The sequence below is a fragment of the Bradyrhizobium sp. LVM 105 genome (assembly GCF_003957705.1).
Taxonomy (GTDB): domain Bacteria; phylum Pseudomonadota; class Alphaproteobacteria; order Rhizobiales; family Xanthobacteraceae; genus Bradyrhizobium; species Bradyrhizobium frederickii.
The window spans coordinates 171,927-190,780 of the sequence record NZ_QZMV01000006.1 but is presented as its reverse complement, the minus strand read 5'-3'; the positions used below and the strand labels follow the sequence as shown (position 1 = coordinate 190,780).

19 protein-coding genes and 2 tRNA genes are annotated in these 18,854 nt (G+C 62.8%); 9 read left to right on the top strand and 12 right to left on the bottom strand.

From position 1 onward, the window contains the following. Window positions 1–85 precede the first annotated feature (85 nt). The 3 genes from D6B98_RS19170 (at window position 86) to D6B98_RS19160 (ending at window position 1,222) form a co-directional block, all read left to right on the top strand. Window positions 86–427: an integration host factor subunit alpha gene (locus D6B98_RS19170; protein WP_205680496.1), complete on the top strand. Its 342-nt coding sequence runs from the start codon at window positions 86–88 to the stop codon at window positions 425–427. 24 nt (window positions 428–451) lie between these two features. Further along, window positions 452–1,033 carry a MerR family transcriptional regulator gene (locus D6B98_RS19165; RefSeq protein ID WP_126258504.1) on the top strand — a complete coding sequence of 194 codons (582 nt, stop codon included), beginning with the start codon at window positions 452–454 and terminating at the stop codon, window positions 1,031–1,033. A gap of 111 nt (window positions 1,034–1,144) precedes the next feature. Further along, window positions 1,145–1,222, top strand: a tRNA-Pro gene (locus D6B98_RS19160). 362 nt (window positions 1,223–1,584) lie between these two features. Here D6B98_RS19160 and D6B98_RS19155 read toward each other — a convergent pair. From D6B98_RS19155 to D6B98_RS19145, 3 genes are read right to left on the bottom strand one after another with little or no spacing between them, the layout of a single operon-like run. Further along, the gene (locus D6B98_RS19155; protein ID WP_126258503.1) at window positions 1,585–2,112 is read right to left on the bottom strand and encodes a hypothetical protein; all 528 of its coding nucleotides are present in this window, start codon (window positions 2,110–2,112) and stop codon (window positions 1,585–1,587) included. Next, complete coding sequence (locus D6B98_RS19150; protein ID WP_126258502.1) at window positions 2,109–3,218, bottom strand: FAD-dependent monooxygenase; 1,110 nt, start codon at window positions 3,216–3,218, stop codon at window positions 2,109–2,111. The genes D6B98_RS19155 and D6B98_RS19150 overlap by 4 nt, the downstream gene beginning before the upstream one ends. Further along, a complete protein-coding gene (locus D6B98_RS19145; protein ID WP_126258501.1) occupies window positions 3,215–4,603 on the bottom strand; it encodes an MFS transporter in 1,389 nt (462 codons plus the stop codon). The genes D6B98_RS19150 and D6B98_RS19145 overlap by 4 nt, the downstream gene beginning before the upstream one ends. Window positions 4,604–4,727: 124 nt before the next feature. Here D6B98_RS19145 and D6B98_RS19140 point away from each other — a divergent pair, with 124 nt between their 5' ends. Then, entirely contained in the window at window positions 4,728–5,471 is a 744-nt protein-coding gene (locus tag D6B98_RS19140; protein WP_126258500.1) for a GntR family transcriptional regulator, read from the top strand. A 70-nt stretch (window positions 5,472–5,541) separates the two neighbouring features. After that, window positions 5,542–5,619, top strand: a tRNA-Pro gene (locus D6B98_RS19135). An 86-nt stretch (window positions 5,620–5,705) separates the two neighbouring features. Here D6B98_RS19135 and D6B98_RS19130 read toward each other — a convergent pair. The 5 genes from D6B98_RS19130 to D6B98_RS19110 form a co-directional block, all read right to left on the bottom strand. Continuing rightward, window positions 5,706–6,833 (bottom strand): acyltransferase family protein, encoded by a 1,128-nt coding sequence (locus tag D6B98_RS19130; protein ID WP_126258499.1) that lies wholly within the window; start codon window positions 6,831–6,833, stop codon window positions 5,706–5,708. Between the two features lie 463 nt (window positions 6,834–7,296). Continuing rightward, the gene (locus tag D6B98_RS19125; RefSeq protein ID WP_126258498.1) at window positions 7,297–8,079 is read right to left on the bottom strand and encodes an outer membrane protein; all 783 of its coding nucleotides are present in this window, start codon (window positions 8,077–8,079) and stop codon (window positions 7,297–7,299) included. Window positions 8,080–8,223: 144 nt separating this feature from the next. Then, a complete protein-coding gene (locus D6B98_RS19120) occupies window positions 8,224–8,490 on the bottom strand; it encodes a hypothetical protein (protein ID WP_349644823.1) in 267 nt (88 codons plus the stop codon). A 133-nt stretch (window positions 8,491–8,623) separates the two neighbouring features. Beyond that, the gene (locus tag D6B98_RS19115) at window positions 8,624–9,877 is read right to left on the bottom strand and encodes an OpgC domain-containing protein (RefSeq protein WP_126258497.1); all 1,254 of its coding nucleotides are present in this window, start codon (window positions 9,875–9,877) and stop codon (window positions 8,624–8,626) included. A gap of 260 nt (window positions 9,878–10,137) precedes the next feature. Next, on the bottom strand, window positions 10,138–10,377 hold the full coding sequence (locus D6B98_RS19110; protein WP_126258496.1) for a hypothetical protein: 240 nt from the start codon (window positions 10,375–10,377) through the stop codon (window positions 10,138–10,140). A gap of 582 nt (window positions 10,378–10,959) precedes the next feature. On the opposite strand from D6B98_RS19110, the gene D6B98_RS19105 reads away from it, so the two are divergent. Together D6B98_RS19105 and D6B98_RS19100 are read left to right on the top strand one after the other, a co-directional pair. After that, window positions 10,960–11,931, top strand: a complete 972-nt coding sequence (locus D6B98_RS19105; protein WP_126258495.1) for an SDR family NAD(P)-dependent oxidoreductase — start codon at window positions 10,960–10,962, stop codon at window positions 11,929–11,931. Between the two features lie 255 nt (window positions 11,932–12,186). Further along, window positions 12,187–13,302, top strand: coding sequence for an alpha/beta hydrolase family protein (locus D6B98_RS19100; RefSeq protein ID WP_126258494.1), 1,116 nt, complete (start codon window positions 12,187–12,189; stop codon window positions 13,300–13,302). Between the two features lie 16 nt (window positions 13,303–13,318). Here D6B98_RS19100 and D6B98_RS19095 read toward each other — a convergent pair whose 3' ends face one another. Further along, the gene (locus D6B98_RS19095; RefSeq protein WP_126258493.1) at window positions 13,319–13,825 is read right to left on the bottom strand and encodes a MarR family winged helix-turn-helix transcriptional regulator; all 507 of its coding nucleotides are present in this window, start codon (window positions 13,823–13,825) and stop codon (window positions 13,319–13,321) included. A 407-nt stretch (window positions 13,826–14,232) separates the two neighbouring features. Between D6B98_RS19095 and D6B98_RS19090 the strand changes: the two genes are divergently transcribed. Next, window positions 14,233–15,720: a porin gene (locus tag D6B98_RS19090; RefSeq protein ID WP_126258492.1), complete on the top strand. Its 1,488-nt coding sequence runs from the start codon at window positions 14,233–14,235 to the stop codon at window positions 15,718–15,720. Window positions 15,721–15,991: 271 nt separating this feature from the next. Here D6B98_RS19090 and D6B98_RS19085 read toward each other — a convergent pair whose 3' ends face one another. From D6B98_RS19085 to D6B98_RS19075, 3 genes are all read right to left on the bottom strand, one after another. Then, window positions 15,992–16,462 carry a GcrA family cell cycle regulator gene (locus tag D6B98_RS19085; RefSeq protein ID WP_126258491.1) on the bottom strand — a complete coding sequence of 157 codons (471 nt, stop codon included), beginning with the start codon at window positions 16,460–16,462 and terminating at the stop codon, window positions 15,992–15,994. Between the two features lie 72 nt (window positions 16,463–16,534). Continuing rightward, window positions 16,535–16,732, bottom strand: coding sequence for a hypothetical protein (locus tag D6B98_RS19080; RefSeq protein WP_007603456.1), 198 nt, complete (start codon window positions 16,730–16,732; stop codon window positions 16,535–16,537). 201 nt (window positions 16,733–16,933) lie between these two features. Further along, a complete protein-coding gene (locus D6B98_RS19075; protein ID WP_126258490.1) occupies window positions 16,934–17,875 on the bottom strand; it encodes an acetamidase/formamidase family protein in 942 nt (313 codons plus the stop codon). Window positions 17,876–18,042: 167 nt separating this feature from the next. Between D6B98_RS19075 and D6B98_RS19070 the strand changes: the two genes are divergently transcribed. Continuing rightward, window positions 18,043–18,810 carry a YdcF family protein gene (locus D6B98_RS19070; RefSeq protein ID WP_164718737.1) on the top strand — a complete coding sequence of 256 codons (768 nt, stop codon included), beginning with the start codon at window positions 18,043–18,045 and terminating at the stop codon, window positions 18,808–18,810. Window positions 18,811–18,854: the final 44 nt, after the last annotated feature.

Here is an 18,854-nt window from a genome sequence, read left to right as displayed (position 1 = left end):
CCTGCATTGATGAGCGCTGTTGACCGCTGTATCGTAACCTCATAATTTCAGACAACAATTGTTCGCCGTGATGTGGGGCAGGGCGATGACCGATCAAAGTAAAACCGTAACGCGAGTCGACCTGTGCGAAGCCGTCTACCAGAAGGTGGGCCTGTCGCGCACGGAATCGTCCGCCTTCGTGGAACTCGTGCTGAAGGAGATCACCGACTGCCTGGAGAAGGGCGAGACGGTGAAATTGTCCTCGTTCGGGTCGTTCATGGTGCGCAAGAAGGGTCAGCGCATCGGCCGTAACCCGAAGACCGGCACCGAGGTGCCGATCTCGCCGCGCCGGGTCATGGTGTTCAAGCCGTCGGCGATCCTGAAGCAGCGGATCAACGCCCAGCACCGCACCAACGGCGACGGCAGCAAGGCACAACCCGAGGCGTAACCGCCTTTCGGAAAGGACTGGCATTTGGACAAGGCGCCGGATGCGTTCCGAACCATCAGCGAAGTAGCGCAGGAGCTCGACATCCCGCAGCACGTGCTGCGGTTCTGGGAGACCCGGTTCTCCCAGATCAAGCCGATGAAGCGCAGCGGCGGCCGCCGCTATTACCGCCCCGACGACGTCGACCTGCTCAAGGGCATCCGCCGGCTGCTCTACGGCGAGGGCTACACCATCCGCGGGGTGCAGCGGATCCTGAAAGAGCACGGCGTCAAATCGGTGCAGGGCCTCGCCGACAGCGCCGCCGCGGTCTCGTTCGGCGCGATCGAGGACGCCATCGGCGCCAGCCTGATGGAGCCCGAGGACGAGGAGGCGCCGATCAAGGGCGTCACCGACACCGACGACGACGATTACCAGGGCGACGAAGAGGAAGGCATCGACTTCCGCTTCACCGAGGTCGACGACGAAGAGATCCTCACCACCTTCCGCAAGGGCGTCACCCCCGCCGCGCCCGCCGGCCCCAGCGCGCTGGACCGGGAACGGCTGGGCCGGGCGCTCGCCGACCTCGTCGCGGCCAAGGAGATGCTGGATCAGGCGCTGAAGGACGGGTGAGGGCGGTATTCGGACCGCTTGCGACCAGCTCCGAGCCTGTGAGGCAGGAACGGCAAAATGCTGCGGCCTCGCCTTGCGCATCGCGCCGATCCTAGCTAATGGAACGACGTTCGGAGCGTGGCGCAGCCCGGTTAGCGCACTAGTCTGGGAGACTAGGGGTCGGAGGTTCAAATCCTCTCGCTCCGACCAATTTTTCTCAAAGCATTTGTCGGGTGGTTGGACGGTCGGGATAGAGCCCGTGCCGGCGCTGACGCATGTGCGACGGTCGTGGCGGTGGCTGCTGTGGTGGCCGGCAGACTAAAATGCCGAAAACAACCCCATGCACAGTAGCGATGCCGTTGCTTGATAATGCTTTTCGATGTTGATTTATGTTTTTCCGAAATCGACTTGACCCGTCGGGCAAAACAAGGGGTATGGTGTCATCATGCAGCGTGGGTCAGGACGCCACCGCCTCGACCGCGCTAACGCCTTTGAAGGCTGCCAGTCCCGAAGGTCTCGCGTATCTCCTTGCGGCAACCGTCGCACCCGGCCACGAGCGGCGACGCTCCCCGTCAGCCCAGCTCCGACCCCAGCGCCTGCTCCAGCAGCTTCCGGCTCGGCTCGTAGCGATTGACGAATTGATCGATCAGCAGCGGCGTCAATCCGGTGCGGCAGGCTTCGATGGTGTCGGTGATGTCGGCGAGCTTCATCTGGATCGCGGCGGGGTTGCCGGAGGCGCAGAGTTTTCGGACATAGTCGAGATAGATCTCGCATTCGGCGGGGCCGACCTCCTGGAAGCGGCGGTAATAGTCCGCATTCGGCGGCGGGGTCGTGATGTCGATGATGTCACACGCTTCCTGGCTGATGCCGAGCGCGTTGAGCATCTCGCGGCCGCCGCCACGCTCCATCATCGCATCGTGCAGGAGGGCGGATTCGATATGGGCACGGGTTGCGTCCGGCTTGCGGAAGATCAGGCGGAGCGCCACGCGTTCGAAATGCTGCGCCCAGGGGCGGCCGAGATGATCCCTGATGCCGGCCTGCTGCTGGTCCACGGCCGCGATGATGTCTGTGTACCAGGATGCGCTTGGAACGAGCGTCATGCGTTGGTCCCTTCTCGTCTTGCGTGTTTGCGATCCGAATCGTCGGATGAGAGTTCGATCAGCCGCTGCTCGCTCGGGCGAACGGTGCGGCTGAGGCTGCGCTGGCTTGCGACGTCCTCGACCCGGCGCTGCCAGCCCTCGACCATCGGGCGCATCGCGGCTTCCCAGTCGCCAAGCGCGGCATCGATATCGTCAGAGTGCGCAACGGCCTCCGCGAGCGCGACGGCGTTGACGATGCTGACGCCGGCACCTTGCCCCAGGCTCGAGGGCATCGCATGGGCGGCATCGCCGACGATCGCCGCGCGTCCTCTCGACCAGGTCGAAAGCGTCGTTGTTGCGTAGCGGTCGTGGCGGCCTGCGTTGCCAACCCGCCGCAATGTCGGCGCGAGATCAGGAAATCGCGCGGTCCAGAGCGCACCGGCGATCGGAACGGACGTCGCTTCGAGATCGGTGATGGGCGCCATCAGGCAGAAATAGAAGGCATCCGGGCCGCATGGCGTGTAGAGCACCCGCAACGGACGTCCCCGGTAATCATAATAATCGTGAATGCTGTTCCAATTGTCGTCGCGCAGTCCGTCGCGATCGAGAAGGATTCGCGTGATGCCGTCCTGGTGCGCGACGCGTGTGATCGGAATGTCCAGCGCTTGCGCGATGGTCGATCTCACGCCGTCGGCGGCGATGACCAGATCGGCTGCGAGCCGGGTGCCGTCTGCGAGGATCAACGCGCCACGCGGATCCGCCGCAACGGCCCGCGATCCGCCGGCGATGTTGACGCCGGCGCGTCTTGCCGCATCGATCAGCGCGACATGAAGAGCCGCCCGGGTCGTGGTGACGATGTTTCCGTCGGTGGATGCATTCGATTGCCGCGCGCCGTCGATGTAGACGCAATGCGCGGCAGGTTTGAATGCTCCACGCATGAAGTCGTCGTAGGCACCGGTCTTGCGAAGGGCATCATGGACGAAACCGTGGACATAGAGACCGGCGCCGACGCTTCTTGGCTCGGGATCGGCTTCGTACACGGATACGCGCCATCCCTCGCGCGCCAGCACGGCCGCCGCGGCGAGGCCGGCATAGCCGGCCCCGGCAATCACTGCTGTACGGGTCATTCGGCCGGTGCCTCGATGCCCTTCGGCGACGCTGCGACGTCGCGCGCCGCCGACGTTGCCTCGAGCGTCTTGCCTTTCGTGTTGGGGCCGACCAGCGCCACCACGATGATGCTGGCGATCAGCAGGCCGTCGCTCACCAGGAAGAGCGCGAGCCGGCCGTGCAGCACGGCAAAGATGCCGAACGCCAGCAGCAGAAGGATGCCGCCGACGCGGCCCCAGGCCGAGGCCATGCCCATCGCCGTCGTTCGAATCTCGGTCGGATAGAGCTCAGGCGTATAGGTGTAGATGCAGGTCGACCCGTTGCCGAGGAAGAAGGCGGTGAACCATGCGCAGGCCATGATCGTGACAGGCGTGTTGGCAAGGCCGAACAGCGTGCTGGAGATCCCGATTCCGGCGAAGCAGATCATCAGCCAGTATTTCCGGCCGACGAGATCGAGGAAGTAGCCCGCGCCGATATAGCCGGGAATGAAGCCGGAAAAGATCACCACAGTGAACTCGGTCGATCGCACGATGGAGAAACCGTCCATGGCGAGCAACGTCGGAAGCACGGACTGGAAGGTGTAGAGTACGCCGTACTCGGTGAACCAAACCATCCACAGCATGATGGTCACCGGCAGGACGGCGGGCGCGACGATCTCGCGCCGGCTGACCGGACGGGTGACGGGCACTGGGATCGCAACAACAGGCGGAAGAGTCCCGCCGTTTGATCGCGCCACCTGCGCTTCGATCGATGCAACGATCCGCTCGGCTTCCTCGGTGCGGCCCTGGCTCATCAGCCATCGCGGGCTCTCCGGGAGGAAGGACCGCATCAGGCCGATCAGCAGTGCAAACGGGAAGGTGAGCGCGAGCGTCCAGCGCCAGCCGACTGTCGGGATCAGTAGGAGCGCCCAAACCGGGGACAGGGCGATGCCGATCGCGAAGAACGCCATCATCCAGCCGTTGAAGCGGCCGCGGAGCCGCGAGGGCCACAGCTCCGCCAGATAAGGTGGCACCACGCAGCTCTCCATGCCGACGAAGATCCATGTGAAGAAGTTCAGCAGGCAGAAGACCTCGATGCCGGGGGCCAGCGCGCGGGACGCCGAGAACAGCGAGTAGAGGCCAAGGCTCCAGGTCATGACGGCCTTGCGCCCGAACCGGTCGGCGACGAAGCCGACGAGGACGGAGCCGAGCAGATAGCCGCTCAGGCCGATCGCCGAGGTGACGCCGAGCGCGAGCGGGCCGAGGTTCCATTCGGTTCGAAAAGCTGCGAAGGCAAAGCCGGTGACGGCCGTGTCCAACGTGTCGAAGAACAGCGAAAGTCCAGCAATGATAAGAACTTGAATGTGGAAGCGGGAGGGAGGTAGCCGGTCGATTCGGGCAGCGAGCCCTTGGGCAGTGATGCTCATGGACGAGATCCTTTGCTTGCGCGAAAACGGCCCGGCAGTCGCCCTCGCATGGCACGGCGCAAGTGATAGAATGGCCGTGCATGCACAGTTTATGCACGATGAATAAAGCAAGGCAAGATATTTCATGATGGCCAGCAGACCACCTCCGCCGCCCGGCAAAGGGAAGGGCGTCGAGTTCGCCTATATGGCGCTCCGGCGCGAGATCGTGTCGCTCACCTTGCGGCCCGGCACGCCGCTCGATGAGGCGGCCCTCGCGGCGAGATTGGGGCTCTCGCGAACACCCGTGCACGAGGCGCTCGTCAGGCTCGCCTCGGAATCGCTGGTGGTGCTGCTGCCGAACCGCGGCGCGAGCGTCGCAAGCCTCAACTGGGATGACCTTCGCGAGATGTTCGAGGCGCTCGATATCACCCAGCGGCTCGTCACCAGGTGGGCGGCGCTACGCCGAACCGATGCCCAGCTTGCCGAGATCGATGCCGAGCGGCTTGCATTCGAGCAGCATGAAGCGGCGGGACGCGCGGAGGAGATGAACGAAAGCAATTGGCGGTTTCACGCGCTGATCGCTGCCGCCTGCGGCAACAAGCTGATCGAACGCAACTATCTCCACCTGCTCACGCTCGCGCTGCGCATCGCCTATCTGGCCTACAATGTGGAGCATTTCGCGTCGAAGGCCGCGTATCAGAAGCACATGGATACGATCCTGACGGAGCACATCGCGATGGTTGCCGCCATCAGGGACAGGGACGCCGACAAGGCGGATGCCCTGGGACGCTCGCACGCCGATCTCGGCCGGCAACGGATACAGGATGTGCTGACGAGAGGGGTGAGCAATTCGCTGGATATCGCACTTGATCATCCCATCACGATGTGAAGCAATGATGGTGCGGCCAGGGGATGGCAGCCCTTGTTCGTGATAGCTTCGACGCTGATGGAACGACGTTCGGAGTGTGGCTCAGCCCGATTAGCGCACTAGTCTGGGAGACGAGGGGTCGGAGGTTCATATCCTCTCGCTCCGACCAATTCTTTCAAAGCATCTGTCGGGTGGATTGACCGCCGGCTTCGAGCCCGCTTCCGCCAGTTGCGCGTTCGCGACGACCTGGAAAGCCTACTTGCGCGAGCGCGGATTGCCCAAGGGGGTTACTGCGAACTTCTCCTGCACGGAAAACAGATAGCTCGCAAGCTGCTTGTGCCGCATCTCTGTCACCGAGGCGAGCACTGCTGCGAGTACATTGGCCAGGACGACGGTGCATCCGAAAACGATCCATCCCCCGTCCTTCCAGAGCAGGAACGCTGGATACATGATCGTGTGGTGGAGCAGGTACAGCGTGAAGGAGTATCCGGCAAAGAACCGAACCGTCTGCACGATGGCGGCCGAGCTGGAAGGTTTTGTTGCCTGCGTCGCACCAACGATCCCGTACAAGAACAGAACGAGGAGAGGATAGGTTCTTGGCTGATACTCGGCATAAGGCCGCATAATCATGAAGTAGGCCGCGGCAGATGCCACGGCGATCGCCAGCGAGACCCTGCGAGGCGGGAGCCAACCGCGGCGCGCGAGAAAGTAGACGTAGGCGCCTCCGAGCCACAACAGAAACAAAGATTGGCCGAGCCCATCGTTCTGAAGCGCGCCAAAAATGTAGTGGATGGGGATTTGCCCAAAGAACAGGGCGACAGGGATGAGCAGGAGCGCTGCTTGAGGCCGCGCGCCCAAGAAGAAGAGTGCTGCGACAAAGAGATAGATGTGCCATTCGATGACGAGCGTCCACAGCTGACTGCCTGATCCGAATGTTGGCGCCCGCAAGAAACTGAAATGCTCGAGCGGACCGCGGTACGTCTCGATCATGAAGATGTTGGAGACGAACGCCTTAAAATTGTAGCTGGCAGCGAGAGTCGCATCTCCGATGAAATGCAGTGTCAACGCGTCGATCGCGGCGATGGCGAGCAAGCAGGGTACCAGCCCCGAATAAATACGGGCCAAGCGGTCGATGAAAAAATGAGAAAACCCGTACTGCGAGTCTCTGGAAGATCTCTCGACCAAAGTATAGCTGATCAAAAATCCGGACAGCACGAAAAAGAGCAGCACGCCGACGTTTTGCGGGAGAGGCAACGCGCCGCCGCGTAGCTGCGGCATGAAGAAAGAGATTCCGTGTCCGATGCAGACCGCCTGCGCCGCGAGCGCGCGGAGCGCGTCCAGCGCCATCGAAGTTCCGTTCTTGGCGGGATTGAGATTGAACATGGAGGTCTGCTTCTGGAGGTCCGGACACTACGCGACAACCTCCAATCGATCAACCAGCGCCCGCTTAATGAAGGGTCCCTCTCGCACTACAAATTCCCCACAACGGAGATTCAAATCCTCTCGCTCCGACCATTTGTCCAAATCATTTCTGGGGCGGATTGACCGGGCGTAGGGCGCGCGCCGGCGGGGCCGCGTGCGCGACGATCGGCGGCGGGTGACTGCTTCGGTGGTCGGCAGTGCGGGGCAGCCCGGTTGTTTTCGAGATTTCCGCGATGTTGAAATTCTTGAGCGTCTGGCCGATCGCCTTGCAGATTGTGTGAGGTTCAGCTGAAGCGAAATGCCTTGTTCAGCTCAGCGGCAATCTCCGAAGTGGGGACTTGTCGGCAAGTCTTGGTCATCTGAGCCTCCCAATGCAGAAGGCCGGCTCAAAGAGCCGGCCTTTATTCGTCTGGATTGGAGCTAATCAGTACCTGGCGACGAGCGGGCCGCCAAAGCGATAGTTCAACCGGACCAGACCAATGTCGACATCCTGACCAATCCGGTCGCTTCCGAAGAAGACGCCTGCCGGCGTGGTGAAGTTAATCGTGCGGTGGCCGAGGAAGATGTGGTCGTACTCGACGCCCACGGACCAGTTCGGCGCAAAACCGAACTCCAGGCCTACGCCGACGGCGGCACCCCAGCGCGTTTCGCTGGCTGACGCCAGAAGCGCGCCAGCGCCCGGCGTACCGGCAGCGGCATAGATGTCGTACTTGTCGCCGACCACTGCGCCACCGCCCTTCACATAAAACAGGACGTTGTTCCAGGCGTAGCCGACGTGACCGGTGAGCAGTCCGAAGGAATCGATGCGAGAACGGTTGCGATCGCCAGTAACCAGCCCTGAGCCAGGGAAGACCAAGCTTACGTTGTCGCCACTGAAGTCGGCCCAGTTACCCTGGCCCTCCAGGCCAAAGACCCAACTGGTCGACTGCCAGCGATAGCCCACCTGGCCACCGACCGTGCCGCCCGTCGCATTGTGGCAACCCTCACCCACGAGAGTGCCTGTCACCGGCGTCACGAAATCCCAGCACTTGTGGGCCGAGCCGCCGCCGCCGTTGATGCCGACGTAGAAGCCGCTCCAGTCGTAGATGGTAGCGACCGCAGGGGCCGGAGCCTTGGTGTAGGGTCGCGCGGCAAGATCCGCCGCGCTGGCGGGAGCCGCCAGAGCGAGAGCCAATGTTCCGGCCGCAGCCGCCATTACCTTTTTCATGTGAGTTTCTCCCCAGACTAACGAGTTCAATGAATCGACGTGTTCGCCCACCTGCCAGATCGAATGCTACGCCTGTGTTCAGGATTTGCTGTAGCGGGCTTGCAACACTTCCTGGCAAAGACACCGGCGGATTCCCAATCTATGTCAATGGGTTGGGAACCCTATGCACGATACGATGCATATGCAACGCAAGCGTTGAGCATTGACGCCCTCTACCTCAAATACCCCCACCACCAACCGCGTCGTCTCCTCCACCAGCGTCCGCACTGTCTTCTCCGACAGCATCTCGGCCCCATGCAGCACGGTGTTATGCGCCACCGCCTCGATCGCGCTGACGCAGATGAAGGTCGCGACGTCGAGGTCGACCTTGCGCATCTCCTTGCGGCGGCTTTCGAGATAGGTGCGCACGATCGTGTGGACCTCGCGGTTGAAGGCCTCGACGTCTTTGAGCTGGCCGGTGCGGGGATCTGCTCGGCGAGCACGCGGTGCAGTTTCGGGTCGATGCGGTGGGCTTCGATCGCGACGGTGACGGCCGGCGCGGTTGTCAAAGTCCTGTTAGCGGCGGCTGCTGCGTATCCGTCCCGCGAGCGACCTGCGCCGCCCTTCCGGCGCCGCGCAGTACAAGATGCTCGAGGGGACCGGTGGCTTCCGGCGCCCTCTTTCCATCTACCGGACTCTCATGTGAAGATTTCTCCACTCGCTTTGACCAGGATCTGTAGTAGGCAACCGCCGTCATGATCGCGATTCCTGCGGCTCCGACGAGCAGTTGAGCGAGGATGCCGTTCCCTGCAAACTGCAGGATGAAGTACCCGATGAAGGCCAGGAGAATGCCCACACAAAACACTTCGAGGGACTGCTGGCCGCACTTCACCAAGGGTTGCCAGATGGTGGCTCGTAGCCCGCGCGCATCGATCGGTATGAACCGGGCACCAAGGATAATCAGCACCATCAAATGAAGATAGCGGTAGGGCGCCAGATTGGTCTTGTCGTTGGGATTGAAAAGCTCGAACAAGGCAGGCGCAAACAAGGCCCGGAGCTGAGGTTGGTGAGCAGCTAACGTCATGAGCGCCGCAAAAATCAAATAGGCAATCGCAACAACCAGCACGAACCTGGACCGCAGCAGGAAATGCAGCCGCCCCGCACCCGTCAACGCGAGCCATGCGCCCGTGACAAACAGAAGCTGCCACGCCAGCGGATTGAAGTACCAGCTTCCCGACGGATAGGAAGGCAGGTTCCAATGGAATTGCCGCGCAGCCAAATACAACAGCACCGACCCGATCATGAGGGCGTCAGGAAATCTCAACATCAACCAGAGGATCGGAGCAAACAGGCCCATCAAAACGACGTAGAGCGGCAGCACGTCCAAATTCAGAGGCTTGTATCTCAGCAAAAGCCCCTGCGTCATCATCTCGATCGGCGCGTTCGTGACCGGTCCGGCGTTGAACAGATCGACCAGATCAGGCGCGTTGAACCTATCCGACAGGAAATGGATAGAAGCCAGGTAGATCACGAATAGCAGGATATGCGCGGTGTATATTTGCCACACGCGCCTGAATAGCCTGCTGGTTCCGAACGCAAAGCCTCGCTCCATCTTTCGCGTATAAACGAGCGCTGAGGTGTAGCCGGAGATGAACACGAACAGGTCGGCCCCGTCGCTAAATCCATAATTTCGGAACGAACACCACACCAGCACCGTGCCGGGTACATGGCCGAGAAACATCGCCCAGTTGGCGAGGCCGCGAAACAGGTCGAGACGCAAATCACGTTGCGGTGGTGGCAGCGCAAGCGCGAGCTTCATTCTGCTTTCCATCGTGTAACGATTCACGATCGATGTCCGCGACCCAGCACTCCGCCGAGGTCGCTCACGCCAGATGGCAGGCAATACAACAATGTTGGCGCGCTGAGGTCAGCGGGATATTGACCTGAGTCAAGCGGCCCGCGGAGGGCCCCGCTATGCATGGTAATTTAGTCCGAGCAAAGCGCGCGCGCTGTGTCATCGGGCCTGGCGAGGTGGGCGTTTCCTCGATCCGTCGTGTTCGGATCAGTAGTTCTACGGGCCTAGGCGTGGCCCTTGATCTCGTAATGACCCGGCACGCATTTGAAGCGCTCGAGGCGCCAGTTGGCGTGATAGATCGGATGCTCGCCCATCCATTTCGCCAGGGGGGCCTGTGCGCCGATCGCGCACTGCATCATCGAAATCTCGGGCGTCATGTTGCTGTCGGTCACGATTTCTTCGACGCAACTGCCTGAGCTGGCTGCGCTAAGCCGGCAGAGCACGGCTACGACGGTCACGAACATTCCTGTCACCTCATTGGTCGTTTTGGACCACATAGAGGATGCAAGCGGAGTGCCAGAGCCTGTGACACGCAAACAACACGCTGGCCTGGCCGACTCGACCCAGCGTCCGGAGTCCATTTGGCGATTCGGATTGTAAAAAATTTGCCCATAAACCGAAGCCGGACAAATACGGGAACCGGGCACTTATGCCCGACTGTGGCGCCGGCGACGCGGCCGCTCCCTCGCAACGGCCCGGCTATGTCACGTGCCTTCCTGGCGACGACCGCTTTCAGCGGTCTCCTCAGGAATGAGGCTGACAGGCATCGGTGCTTGTTGAAACTAGCGCAGCGGACTCTGCCCTCATCCTCAGGGCCCGCCAACGGCGGGCGGCTCGAAGAATGTGCTGCGGGCGAGGCTGCGCCAGATGCAATAGTCTTGATCGCACCGGAGCGGCCGATAGTTCGCGCGCCGAAATAATTGATGCCGGAGGTTGCATCGCCGATCCGCTTTCATTTGCCGGTGCGGCGCTGCTACATTTTGTGCGCGCCGGCGGGCGGCGCTGTAACGAAGAAACATACCGACAAGGGAGGGGCCGAAAGTCCCATGAAGGATTTTGCAGGAAAGATCGCGGTCATCACCGGCGGCGGCACGGGAATGGGGCGTGAGCTCGCGCTGCAGCTCGTCGCCGAGGGCTGCAACGTCGCGATGTGCGACGTCTCGGAAGCGGCGATGGCCGAGACCAAGCGGCTGTGCGAGACCGAGAAGCTGCCGCAGGGCCTGCGCGTCACGACCCATGTCGCCGACGTTGCGATCGAGGATCATCTGAAGCGTTTTCGCGACGAGCTCGGCGAGCAGCACAAGACCGACCGAATCCATCTGCTGTTCAACAATGCCGGCATCGGCGGCGGCGGCAGCCTGTTCACCAACACGCGCGAGCAGTGGGAGCGCACCTTCAACATCTGCTGGGGCGGGGTCTATCTGGGCGTGCGCACCTTCCTGCCGATGCTGGTGGCGGCGGACGAGGCCCACATCGTCAACACCGCGAGCGTCAACGGCTTCTGGGCCTCGATCGGCATGAACCAGGCGCACACCGCCTACAGCTCGGCGAAGTTCGCGGTGAAGGGATTCACCGAAGCGCTGATCAACGACCTGCGCCTGCACGCGCCGCACGTCAAATGCTCGGTGGTGATGCCCGGCCATATCGGCACCTCGATCGTCTCCAATTCGCGCAAGATGCAGAGCGCCGACGGGTCGGAGCGGCTGAGCGAGGACGAGGTCGCGCTGACCCGCAAGCGCATGGTCGCGGCCGGCGTGCCGGATGCCGACAGGATGTCGGACGAGGACATCCAGGCGGCGTTCGCCGAGCGCGCCCGCAGCTTCCTGGAGGATGCGCCGACGACGGCGGCCGAGGCCGCCAAGATCATTCTCGACGGCGTCAAGGCGGAGCGCTGGCGCATCCTCGTCGGCGAGGACGCCAAGCGATTGGACGAGCGTGTGCGCGCAACGCCCGAGCAGGCTTACGACCGCGCCTTCTACGAAAGTTTTACGCAGGAGGTCGGCTGGCGACTCGGCTGAGGCTGCCCGGGGGCGAATGCGCGCCGGTTGAGGTATGATAGCCATCATGTCAAGAGGTGCGCGGGAGATTTCGTGTGCCACCTCCTGCCAGTCCCCGGCCGCCTATGCCGGATTGGAATGTCATGCATGCGTCATGGATCGTCGTTCAAGCGATGTTGATCTTGAACGCCTGTAATGCCGCGCGCGGCGCCTTGGTCGGGGAACAAAAATAGTTTAGTCAGTCAGGGGTAACGCGATGAAAGAGCGCAGCTCCCGATGATGCCCGCATGCCTCTCCGACGACTGGACCCTTTGCCCGGAGCGAGAGGATATCTCCGCCGAGTTCACGCGGCTGCTGACCGCGGCCCAGGAGGGCGGCGCCACCATCGCCGAATGCCTGATGATCGCGCGGCAGCTGAAGCGGGGCGACGACAGCTCCTGGCATCGCGAGTGGAAGAAGCTGGCGCAAGCCAACCGGCAGCGCGCCGAGGCTGCCTTCGCGGAAGGCCACATGGCCAGCGCACAGCGCAACTGGCTGCGGGCCATGAACTATTATGGCGCGGCGGCGATGCCGCTGGAGCAGGGTGACGAGCGCCGCTGGGTCGCGGTGCTTGCGATGCAGGAATGCGCGCGCCGCTACCTTTCGGCGCGCAGCCCGGCGGGCGAGGTAGTGACCATTCCCTGGCTCGAGGGACACGCGCTGCAGGGCTACTTCGTCCCTGCGCCGTCCGGCAACGTGCGAGCGCCGACCGTGATCTGCATCGGCGAGCCCGGCCACCGCAAGGAAGAATTCCTGTTCAAGCTCCTGCCGCACGCGCGCGAGCGCGGATTCTCGCTGCTGGCGCTGGATCTGTTCGGCGAGCAGCGCGACGATTACATCGAGGCGCTGTTGCGGCGCCGCGATCTCGAAGGCGCGATTCCCTGCGTCATGGACTATCTGGAGGGGCGCAGCGACATCGATTTCGCGCGCGTCGGCATCATTGCCGATGGCTGGGGCTCATCCTTCGTGGCGCGCGCGGTGTTGCAGGAGCCGCGGCTTGCCGCCGCGGTCTGCGACGGCGGCCTGTGGGACCTGCACGAGCGGGCCTTCTTTGCCAGCCGATTCGCGCTGAGCGACGTCAGCATCGTGCCAGTGCCGCATGCGCCGCTGATGGCCTCAAGCGCCGACTGCCCGGTGCTGATCACGCTCGGCGAGGACGGCTGGCTCAAGGCCGACCGGGCGCGTCAGATCGTCCAAAGCTCCCGGCTCGACAGCTCGGATGTGATGTTGAAGGTGTTCACGGCGGCCGAGACCGGAGCGGCGCAGTCCCATGCGGACAATCCGAGCCTTGCCAACGAATACATCTTCGACTGGCTCGAATCGCGGCTCGGCGCCGTCGCCCGGCGAATCTGAGCGCCGCCTTGAGGTGCTAGAAGTCGAGCGAGATCCGGACGCAGGCCTTCTCGAGGCGATTCTTCAGCGTCGCGAGCTTGGCGGTGAATTCGGTCAGTTCGTCCTCGTCGAACTCCTGGAAGACGAATTCGCGAATCGTCTTGTACTGCTCGTTGAGGCTCGCGATGTGCTTCTGCGTCTTCTCGGCCAGCGACAACCGCACCACGCGGGCGTCGGTCGGCGAGGGGCGACGGCGCAACAGGCCCTTCTTCTCGAGCAGCTTGGACTGGGTGGTGACGAAGGACGGATCGACGTGGAGAAGCTTGGAGACGACGTTGATCGGGATGCCGTCGTCCTTGTCGAGGTCGGAGATGGCCATCAGGATCAGCCATTGCGGGCCGCTGATGCCGAGCGTTTTCGCCCAGAACTGACGTAATTCCTCCAGATACATGTTGATCGACGAGATCTCCCAGGTGAAGCGCCTGATGATATCCAGATTGCCGGTCGAGCGCAGACGCGCTCCTTCTTTCCTCGTCGCGGACACAGCGTCACTCCCGTGAACCGTTGTTCAGGCCGGTGTTCATGGAAGGCCATAGTCCACGCAAGCCTGCTCTGACGCAAGTGCAGGGCAGGGTAATTGTGTCACGAAAACTACAAATATGATCAGCTCAGCAGATCGGTTGGGACCCCGGGGTGTTGCGCGCGGGGCACAGGTTTGGCGAAACCACAAAGCTTAGTAGATAAAGTATTTTGTGTAGTTGAATGGCGCAGATATGTTGCTCGTGGCGGTGGGGGGTACTCGATCGTCCCGTTGCAGGTGGTTCGCTCACGTCCCTCGCGTCGAAAGCGAGTGTGTCCGAAGCGCAAAGTGGCCGAGCGGATTTGGAGAGACGGGGATCTGGGGGGCCTCACGGTCCAGTCTCCGTAAAATGAGCAACTTGGAGGTTTTGAATGAAAATGGTGAAGAGCCTATTGCTCGGCACTGCGGCGGGACTGATCGCCGTCGGTGGAGCTCAGGCGGCTGATCTCCCCGTGAAGGCCAAGGCGGTCGAATACGTGCGGATCTGCTCGCTGTACGGCGCAGGTTTCTACTACATCCCGGGCACTGACACCTGCATCAAGCTGGGTGGTTACGTCCGCGCCGACATGCTTCTCGGCGGCGGCGGCGACTACGGTTTCAGGAACAGCACGACCACCGTGAACGGTGGCTCGAACAACCGTCTGACGAACTACTACTACAGCCGCGCTCGTCTGGACTTCAATATCGATACCCGCACGGCGACCGAGTACGGCGTTGTTCGTACCTATGCTGACGCGGTATTCTCCTATGATTCGTCGAACGTCACTGGCAGCAATCCGTCGGCCTTCTCGACCGGCAACCCGGGGCTCGGCCTCTACCATGCGTTCATCCAGTTCGCTGGCTTCACCTTCGGCCGCACCGTCTCGATCTTCGACGCTCCGTGGCAGAGCTATCCGGCGGGCGGTCCCGATACCATTCCGGGCGGCTCCAACCACGTGAACGGCGTGAACCAGGTTGCCTACACGGCTGACTTCGGCCAAGGCATCACTGCTTCGTTCGCGCTGCAAGACGAGACCTCGGCGAACAATGGTCAGTCGAACCTCTGGAACGTGTCGTCGGGCACGGCCGCCCAGTTCGTGACGGGCGTCTATGGTGCCAACGCCTGGGGCGGCACGCGTTCGCCCGATATCATCGGTCAGGTTCGTGTCGACCAGGCCTGGGGTCTGGCCCAGATCTCGGTCGCGGCGCATGACATCCATGCCGGCTACTACGGCGCGACGGAAGTTAGCGGTCACCCGTCCGACAAGTGGGGCTGGGCTGTGCAGGGTGCCTTGTCGATCAAGAACATCCCGACCGGCGCAGGCGACGTCATCAACCTGCAGGCCGTCTACACGGACGGTGCAACCCGTTACAATTTCCAGAGCCTGTTCCCGCAGAGCTTCTTCATGTTCAGCGGTAGCGGCAACGGGGCGTATCAGAGCACTGGTTTCGCCGGCGTTGCCGACGGCGTCTTCGGCACCGGGACCGGCATCGATACCGTCAAGACCTGGGGCGTCCGTGGTGGCTACACCCACAACTGGAGCCCGAATTGGGCGAGCGCAGTGTACGGTGGTTATGCCCAGCTGAGGTACGGCGATGCGGGCAAGGCAATGATCTGCACCAATTTCGCAGCGATTGCCGTTGCCGGTGCCACCTGTAATCCGGACTTCAACTTCGCGGTCGTCGGTGCCAATACCGTGTGGACTCCGGTCAAGGGCCTTGCGTTCACTGCGGATGTGAGCTGGTCGCGTCTGGACCAGAAGTACTCCGGCAACATCGTGAGCCCGGGCATTGCCAGCGCAGCCAAGCCGGCGGCCGTGTACGAGCTGAAGGATCAGAACTCCGTCAGCATGCTGCTCCGCGCTCAGCGCAACTTCTGATCATCGATCGCGCAAATCGATGGAGAGCCCCGGCGGGAAACCGCCGGGGCTTTTTCACAGGTGTGGTCTTCGGAAAATCGAACGGCCGTTGCGGAACACGAAGGCGAGCCATGCGATTCGATCGCGGCAAATTTATTTACTTACTTGAGCTACTAAGCTATATAGCACTCAGCCAGATACGAAAGTTGCGGCTCTTAGCTTCATGCTAAGCCTCCAGAAACCTCCGGCGATGCCCCGCCGGAGGTTTTTTGTCGTCGAGATGCGCGCGACGTCAGCCGCGTATCGCGCGGGCGCGCGTGGGCGGCCGGTAGGCGAGGCGGCTGTGGCCGGCGCAATAGGGCTGCCCGTCCGGCGCCGTGTTGCCGCAGAAGCAGAAATCGTCTGCGCCCGGCGTCGAGATCGGCCAGCGGCAGCGATTCTCGGCGAGCTCCAGCAGCGAGCAGCGATTCGCCTCGTCGATCGGACCCGTCACCACGGGGGCGTCGGTGTCGCCATAGATCGTGGCGAGCATCTCGTATTGCAGCCGCGGCACGGCCTTCGCCCGCGCTGCGCCTCTGTCCTGAACCTTGCGCTCGTCACCGGTGCGGCCACGCGTCAGGTTGAGGCGGGATAGCTTGCCGATCACGGCGTTGCGGCTGACGCCGATATCGGCGGCGATCTCGCGGCAGGAGAGGCCGGCCTCGAAGTGCCGCTTCAGAAGCTCGATGCGTTCGTCGGTCCAGGTGGGTGAGAGAACAGGCATTTGTAAACGGTCCCAGGTTGCAGATGTCGGCCATCCGCCTCGAGATCCGTTCGCCTCACGTACCGAGTGCGCTCACGTCCTGCCATTGTCGCGGATCGACAGAAGACCGTCCTTGATGGCGAGACGGATGCCTTCCTCGATCAGGGTGCGTGCGACGCCGGGAACGCTGGTGCCGTGGGTGCCCTGTCTCACCAGCTTCTCCAGGTAGGTGATGGTCGAGAGCGCCAGGGTTACGGGAATGCGGTCAGTCTCGGCTTTTTCGGTGGCCATGGCCCGAACGCTAGCCTCTTACTCGGGTACATAAAAGTAACGATTAAGACTCTATTTAGGTTCAGGGGTGGAAGTCAAATGCATGCTGCGCTTGACGCTCAGCGTGTTGGAATCGCACAGGAAATTAGACGCGACTCGGCGCGCCGCACGGCAGGCCGGGCGGCGGCGGGGGCGTCAGCAGGTCGGGAGGAGCGGCCGAGCTCAGCCGTGCACGATGGCCTTTTCGATCATGCAATGGATGCCTTTCGACCCGTTGACGGTCTGGGTCACCCTGAGATCGGCGGCCAGGCTGCACAGTGTGTAGGCATCCTCGCGCGACAGGTTTCGCGTCTCGCCGAGCAGCGCGATCATGTCGCGCAGCGCGCGCACCACGCATTGGTCGAGGTCGGGGTCCATCGCCATGGTCATGTAGTGGGTCGCCGTCTCGGCGCGGGGATAGTCGAACCTGAGATCCTTGCGCAGTGTCAGGCGGAAGCGGCCCTGCAGCGCGGTCTCGATCGCGGTGACGCAGACCTCGCCGTCGCCCTGCACGCCGTGGCCGTCGCCGCAGGAGAACATCGCGCCCGGCACGAACACCGGCAGATAGAGCGTCGCGCCGGCGCCGAGTTCCTTGTTGTCGAGATTGCCGCCCATGGCGCGCGGGATCAGCGAGGAGATGCGTCCCCAGGCCGGCGGCGGCGATACGCCCATCACGCCGAAGAACGGCTTGAGCGGCAGGTCGAGGCCCCACGGCATGCGGCCGGTCATCCTGGTACGGTCGAGCGGGATGTTCAGGATACGGGTCTCGTGGAAATCGTCGGGCAGGGTGCCGGCCAGCGGCTTGATCATGTTCCAGCCCCAATCCTGCCGAAGCTGAACGTCGAGGATCTCGACCGCGAGCACGTCGCCGGGCTCGGCGCCCTCGACCGCGATCGGACCGGTGAGAATGTGGCCGGGCAGCATGCGCTCGTTGCTGGCATGAACCTCGAACATTTCGGGGGGAATGTGAAACTTGTCGCGGTCAGGCAGCATGTCCGGTCCGCCGCTGATGGTGTCGACCGTCACCTCATCGCCGCTCGCGACGGTGAGGACGGGCTTCAGCGCGGCTTCGAAAAAGCCCCAATGGCAGGTCTTGGGGCTGGAATGCAGGTGGTGATGGGTCATTTGCCGCGTCCGGTCGCTTTCATCAGGCCGGGCTTGACCCGGCGATCGATCCTCTTTCAAGAAGCTTTCTGAAGATCGCCGGGCAGGTCAAGCCCCGCGCAGACCAGCAAGCTCATTCCCGCGAGGCGCCCCTGTTCTTCGTTCTGTCCAAGACAATCGGCACCGCGCTGCTGCCGATCAACCTTCTGGTCGAGCTCGGCATCGTCTCGCTGGTGCTGATGGCGACGCGCTTTGCCGCGCTCGGCCGCAGGCTGGCCGCGACCACGCTCGTGCTGCTGGCGCTGGCGGCGTTCTCGCCGCTCGGCAATCTCCTGATCTATCCGCTGGAATCGCGCTTTCCGGTGTGGGATGCCTCGCGCGGGGCGCCCGACGGCATCATCGTGCTCGGCGGCTCGGTCGACACCGACCTGTCGGCGGCGCACCGCACGCCCGTCGTCGCGCACGCCGCCGATCGTCTGTTCGCGCCGGCCGAGCTCGCGCAGCGCTATCCGAACGCGCGTATCGTCTTCACCGGAGGCTCAGCGAACCTGCTCTCGACCGAGGCGAAGGAGGCCGACTACTCCGCGCCGATCCTGGAGAAACTCGGCATACCGAAGCAGCGCCTGATCCTCGAACGTGACTCCCGCAACACCTGGGAGAATGCGATCTTCACCAAGAAATTGGTATCGCCAAAGCCGGGCGAGCGCTGGCTTCTGGTGACGTCGGCCTTCCACATGCCGCGCTCGATCGGAATCTTCCGCAAGGCCGGATTTGAGGTCGAGGCCTATCCGGTCGACTGGCGGATGGGCGGACGTGACGATCTGTTCTCCTTCACCAACATGGCCGCGGACGGGCTGCGACGGACCGAAGTGGCCGTCCGCGAGTGGATCGGCCTCGTGGCGTACCGCCTGATGGGCAGGACCGACGAGTTGCTTCCGGGACCTGCGAAGGACTAGAACGAGAACCGCAAAACAAGAATACGCGGCGCAGATCGCTGCGG

Bases quoted from the DNA above. Each gene is read 5' to 3' on its own strand.
- D6B98_RS19090 (WP_126258492.1), top strand. From the start codon at position 14,233: ATGAAAATGGTGAAGAGCCTATTGCTCGGCACTGCGGCGGGACTGATC.
- D6B98_RS19170 (WP_205680496.1), top strand. From the start codon at position 86: ATGACCGATCAAAGTAAAACCGTAACGCGAGTCGACCTGTGCGAAGCC.
- D6B98_RS19100 (WP_126258494.1), top strand. From the start codon at position 12,187: ATGATGCCCGCATGCCTCTCCGACGACTGGACCCTTTGCCCGGAGCGA.
- D6B98_RS19105 (WP_126258495.1), top strand. From the start codon at position 10,960: ATGAAGGATTTTGCAGGAAAGATCGCGGTCATCACCGGCGGCGGCACG.
- D6B98_RS19110 (WP_126258496.1), bottom strand. From the start codon at position 10,377: ATGTTCGTGACCGTCGTAGCCGTGCTCTGCCGGCTTAGCGCAGCCAGC.
- D6B98_RS19075 (WP_126258490.1), bottom strand. From the start codon at position 17,875: ATGACCCATCACCACCTGCATTCCAGCCCCAAGACCTGCCATTGGGGC.
- D6B98_RS19115 (WP_126258497.1), bottom strand. From the start codon at position 9,877: ATGAAGCTCGCGCTTGCGCTGCCACCACCGCAACGTGATTTGCGTCTC.
- D6B98_RS19080 (WP_007603456.1), bottom strand. From the start codon at position 16,732: ATGGCCACCGAAAAAGCCGAGACTGACCGCATTCCCGTAACCCTGGCG.
- D6B98_RS19085 (WP_126258491.1), bottom strand. From the start codon at position 16,462: ATGCCTGTTCTCTCACCCACCTGGACCGACGAACGCATCGAGCTTCTG.
- D6B98_RS19125 (WP_126258498.1), bottom strand. From the start codon at position 8,079: ATGAAAAAGGTAATGGCGGCTGCGGCCGGAACATTGGCTCTCGCTCTG.
- D6B98_RS19155 (WP_126258503.1), bottom strand. From the start codon at position 2,112: ATGACGCTCGTTCCAAGCGCATCCTGGTACACAGACATCATCGCGGCC.
- D6B98_RS19140 (WP_126258500.1), top strand. From the start codon at position 4,728: ATGATGGCCAGCAGACCACCTCCGCCGCCCGGCAAAGGGAAGGGCGTC.
- D6B98_RS19130 (WP_126258499.1), bottom strand. From the start codon at position 6,833: ATGTTCAATCTCAATCCCGCCAAGAACGGAACTTCGATGGCGCTGGAC.
- D6B98_RS19145 (WP_126258501.1), bottom strand. From the start codon at position 4,603: ATGAGCATCACTGCCCAAGGGCTCGCTGCCCGAATCGACCGGCTACCT.
- D6B98_RS19150 (WP_126258502.1), bottom strand. From the start codon at position 3,218: ATGACCCGTACAGCAGTGATTGCCGGGGCCGGCTATGCCGGCCTCGCC.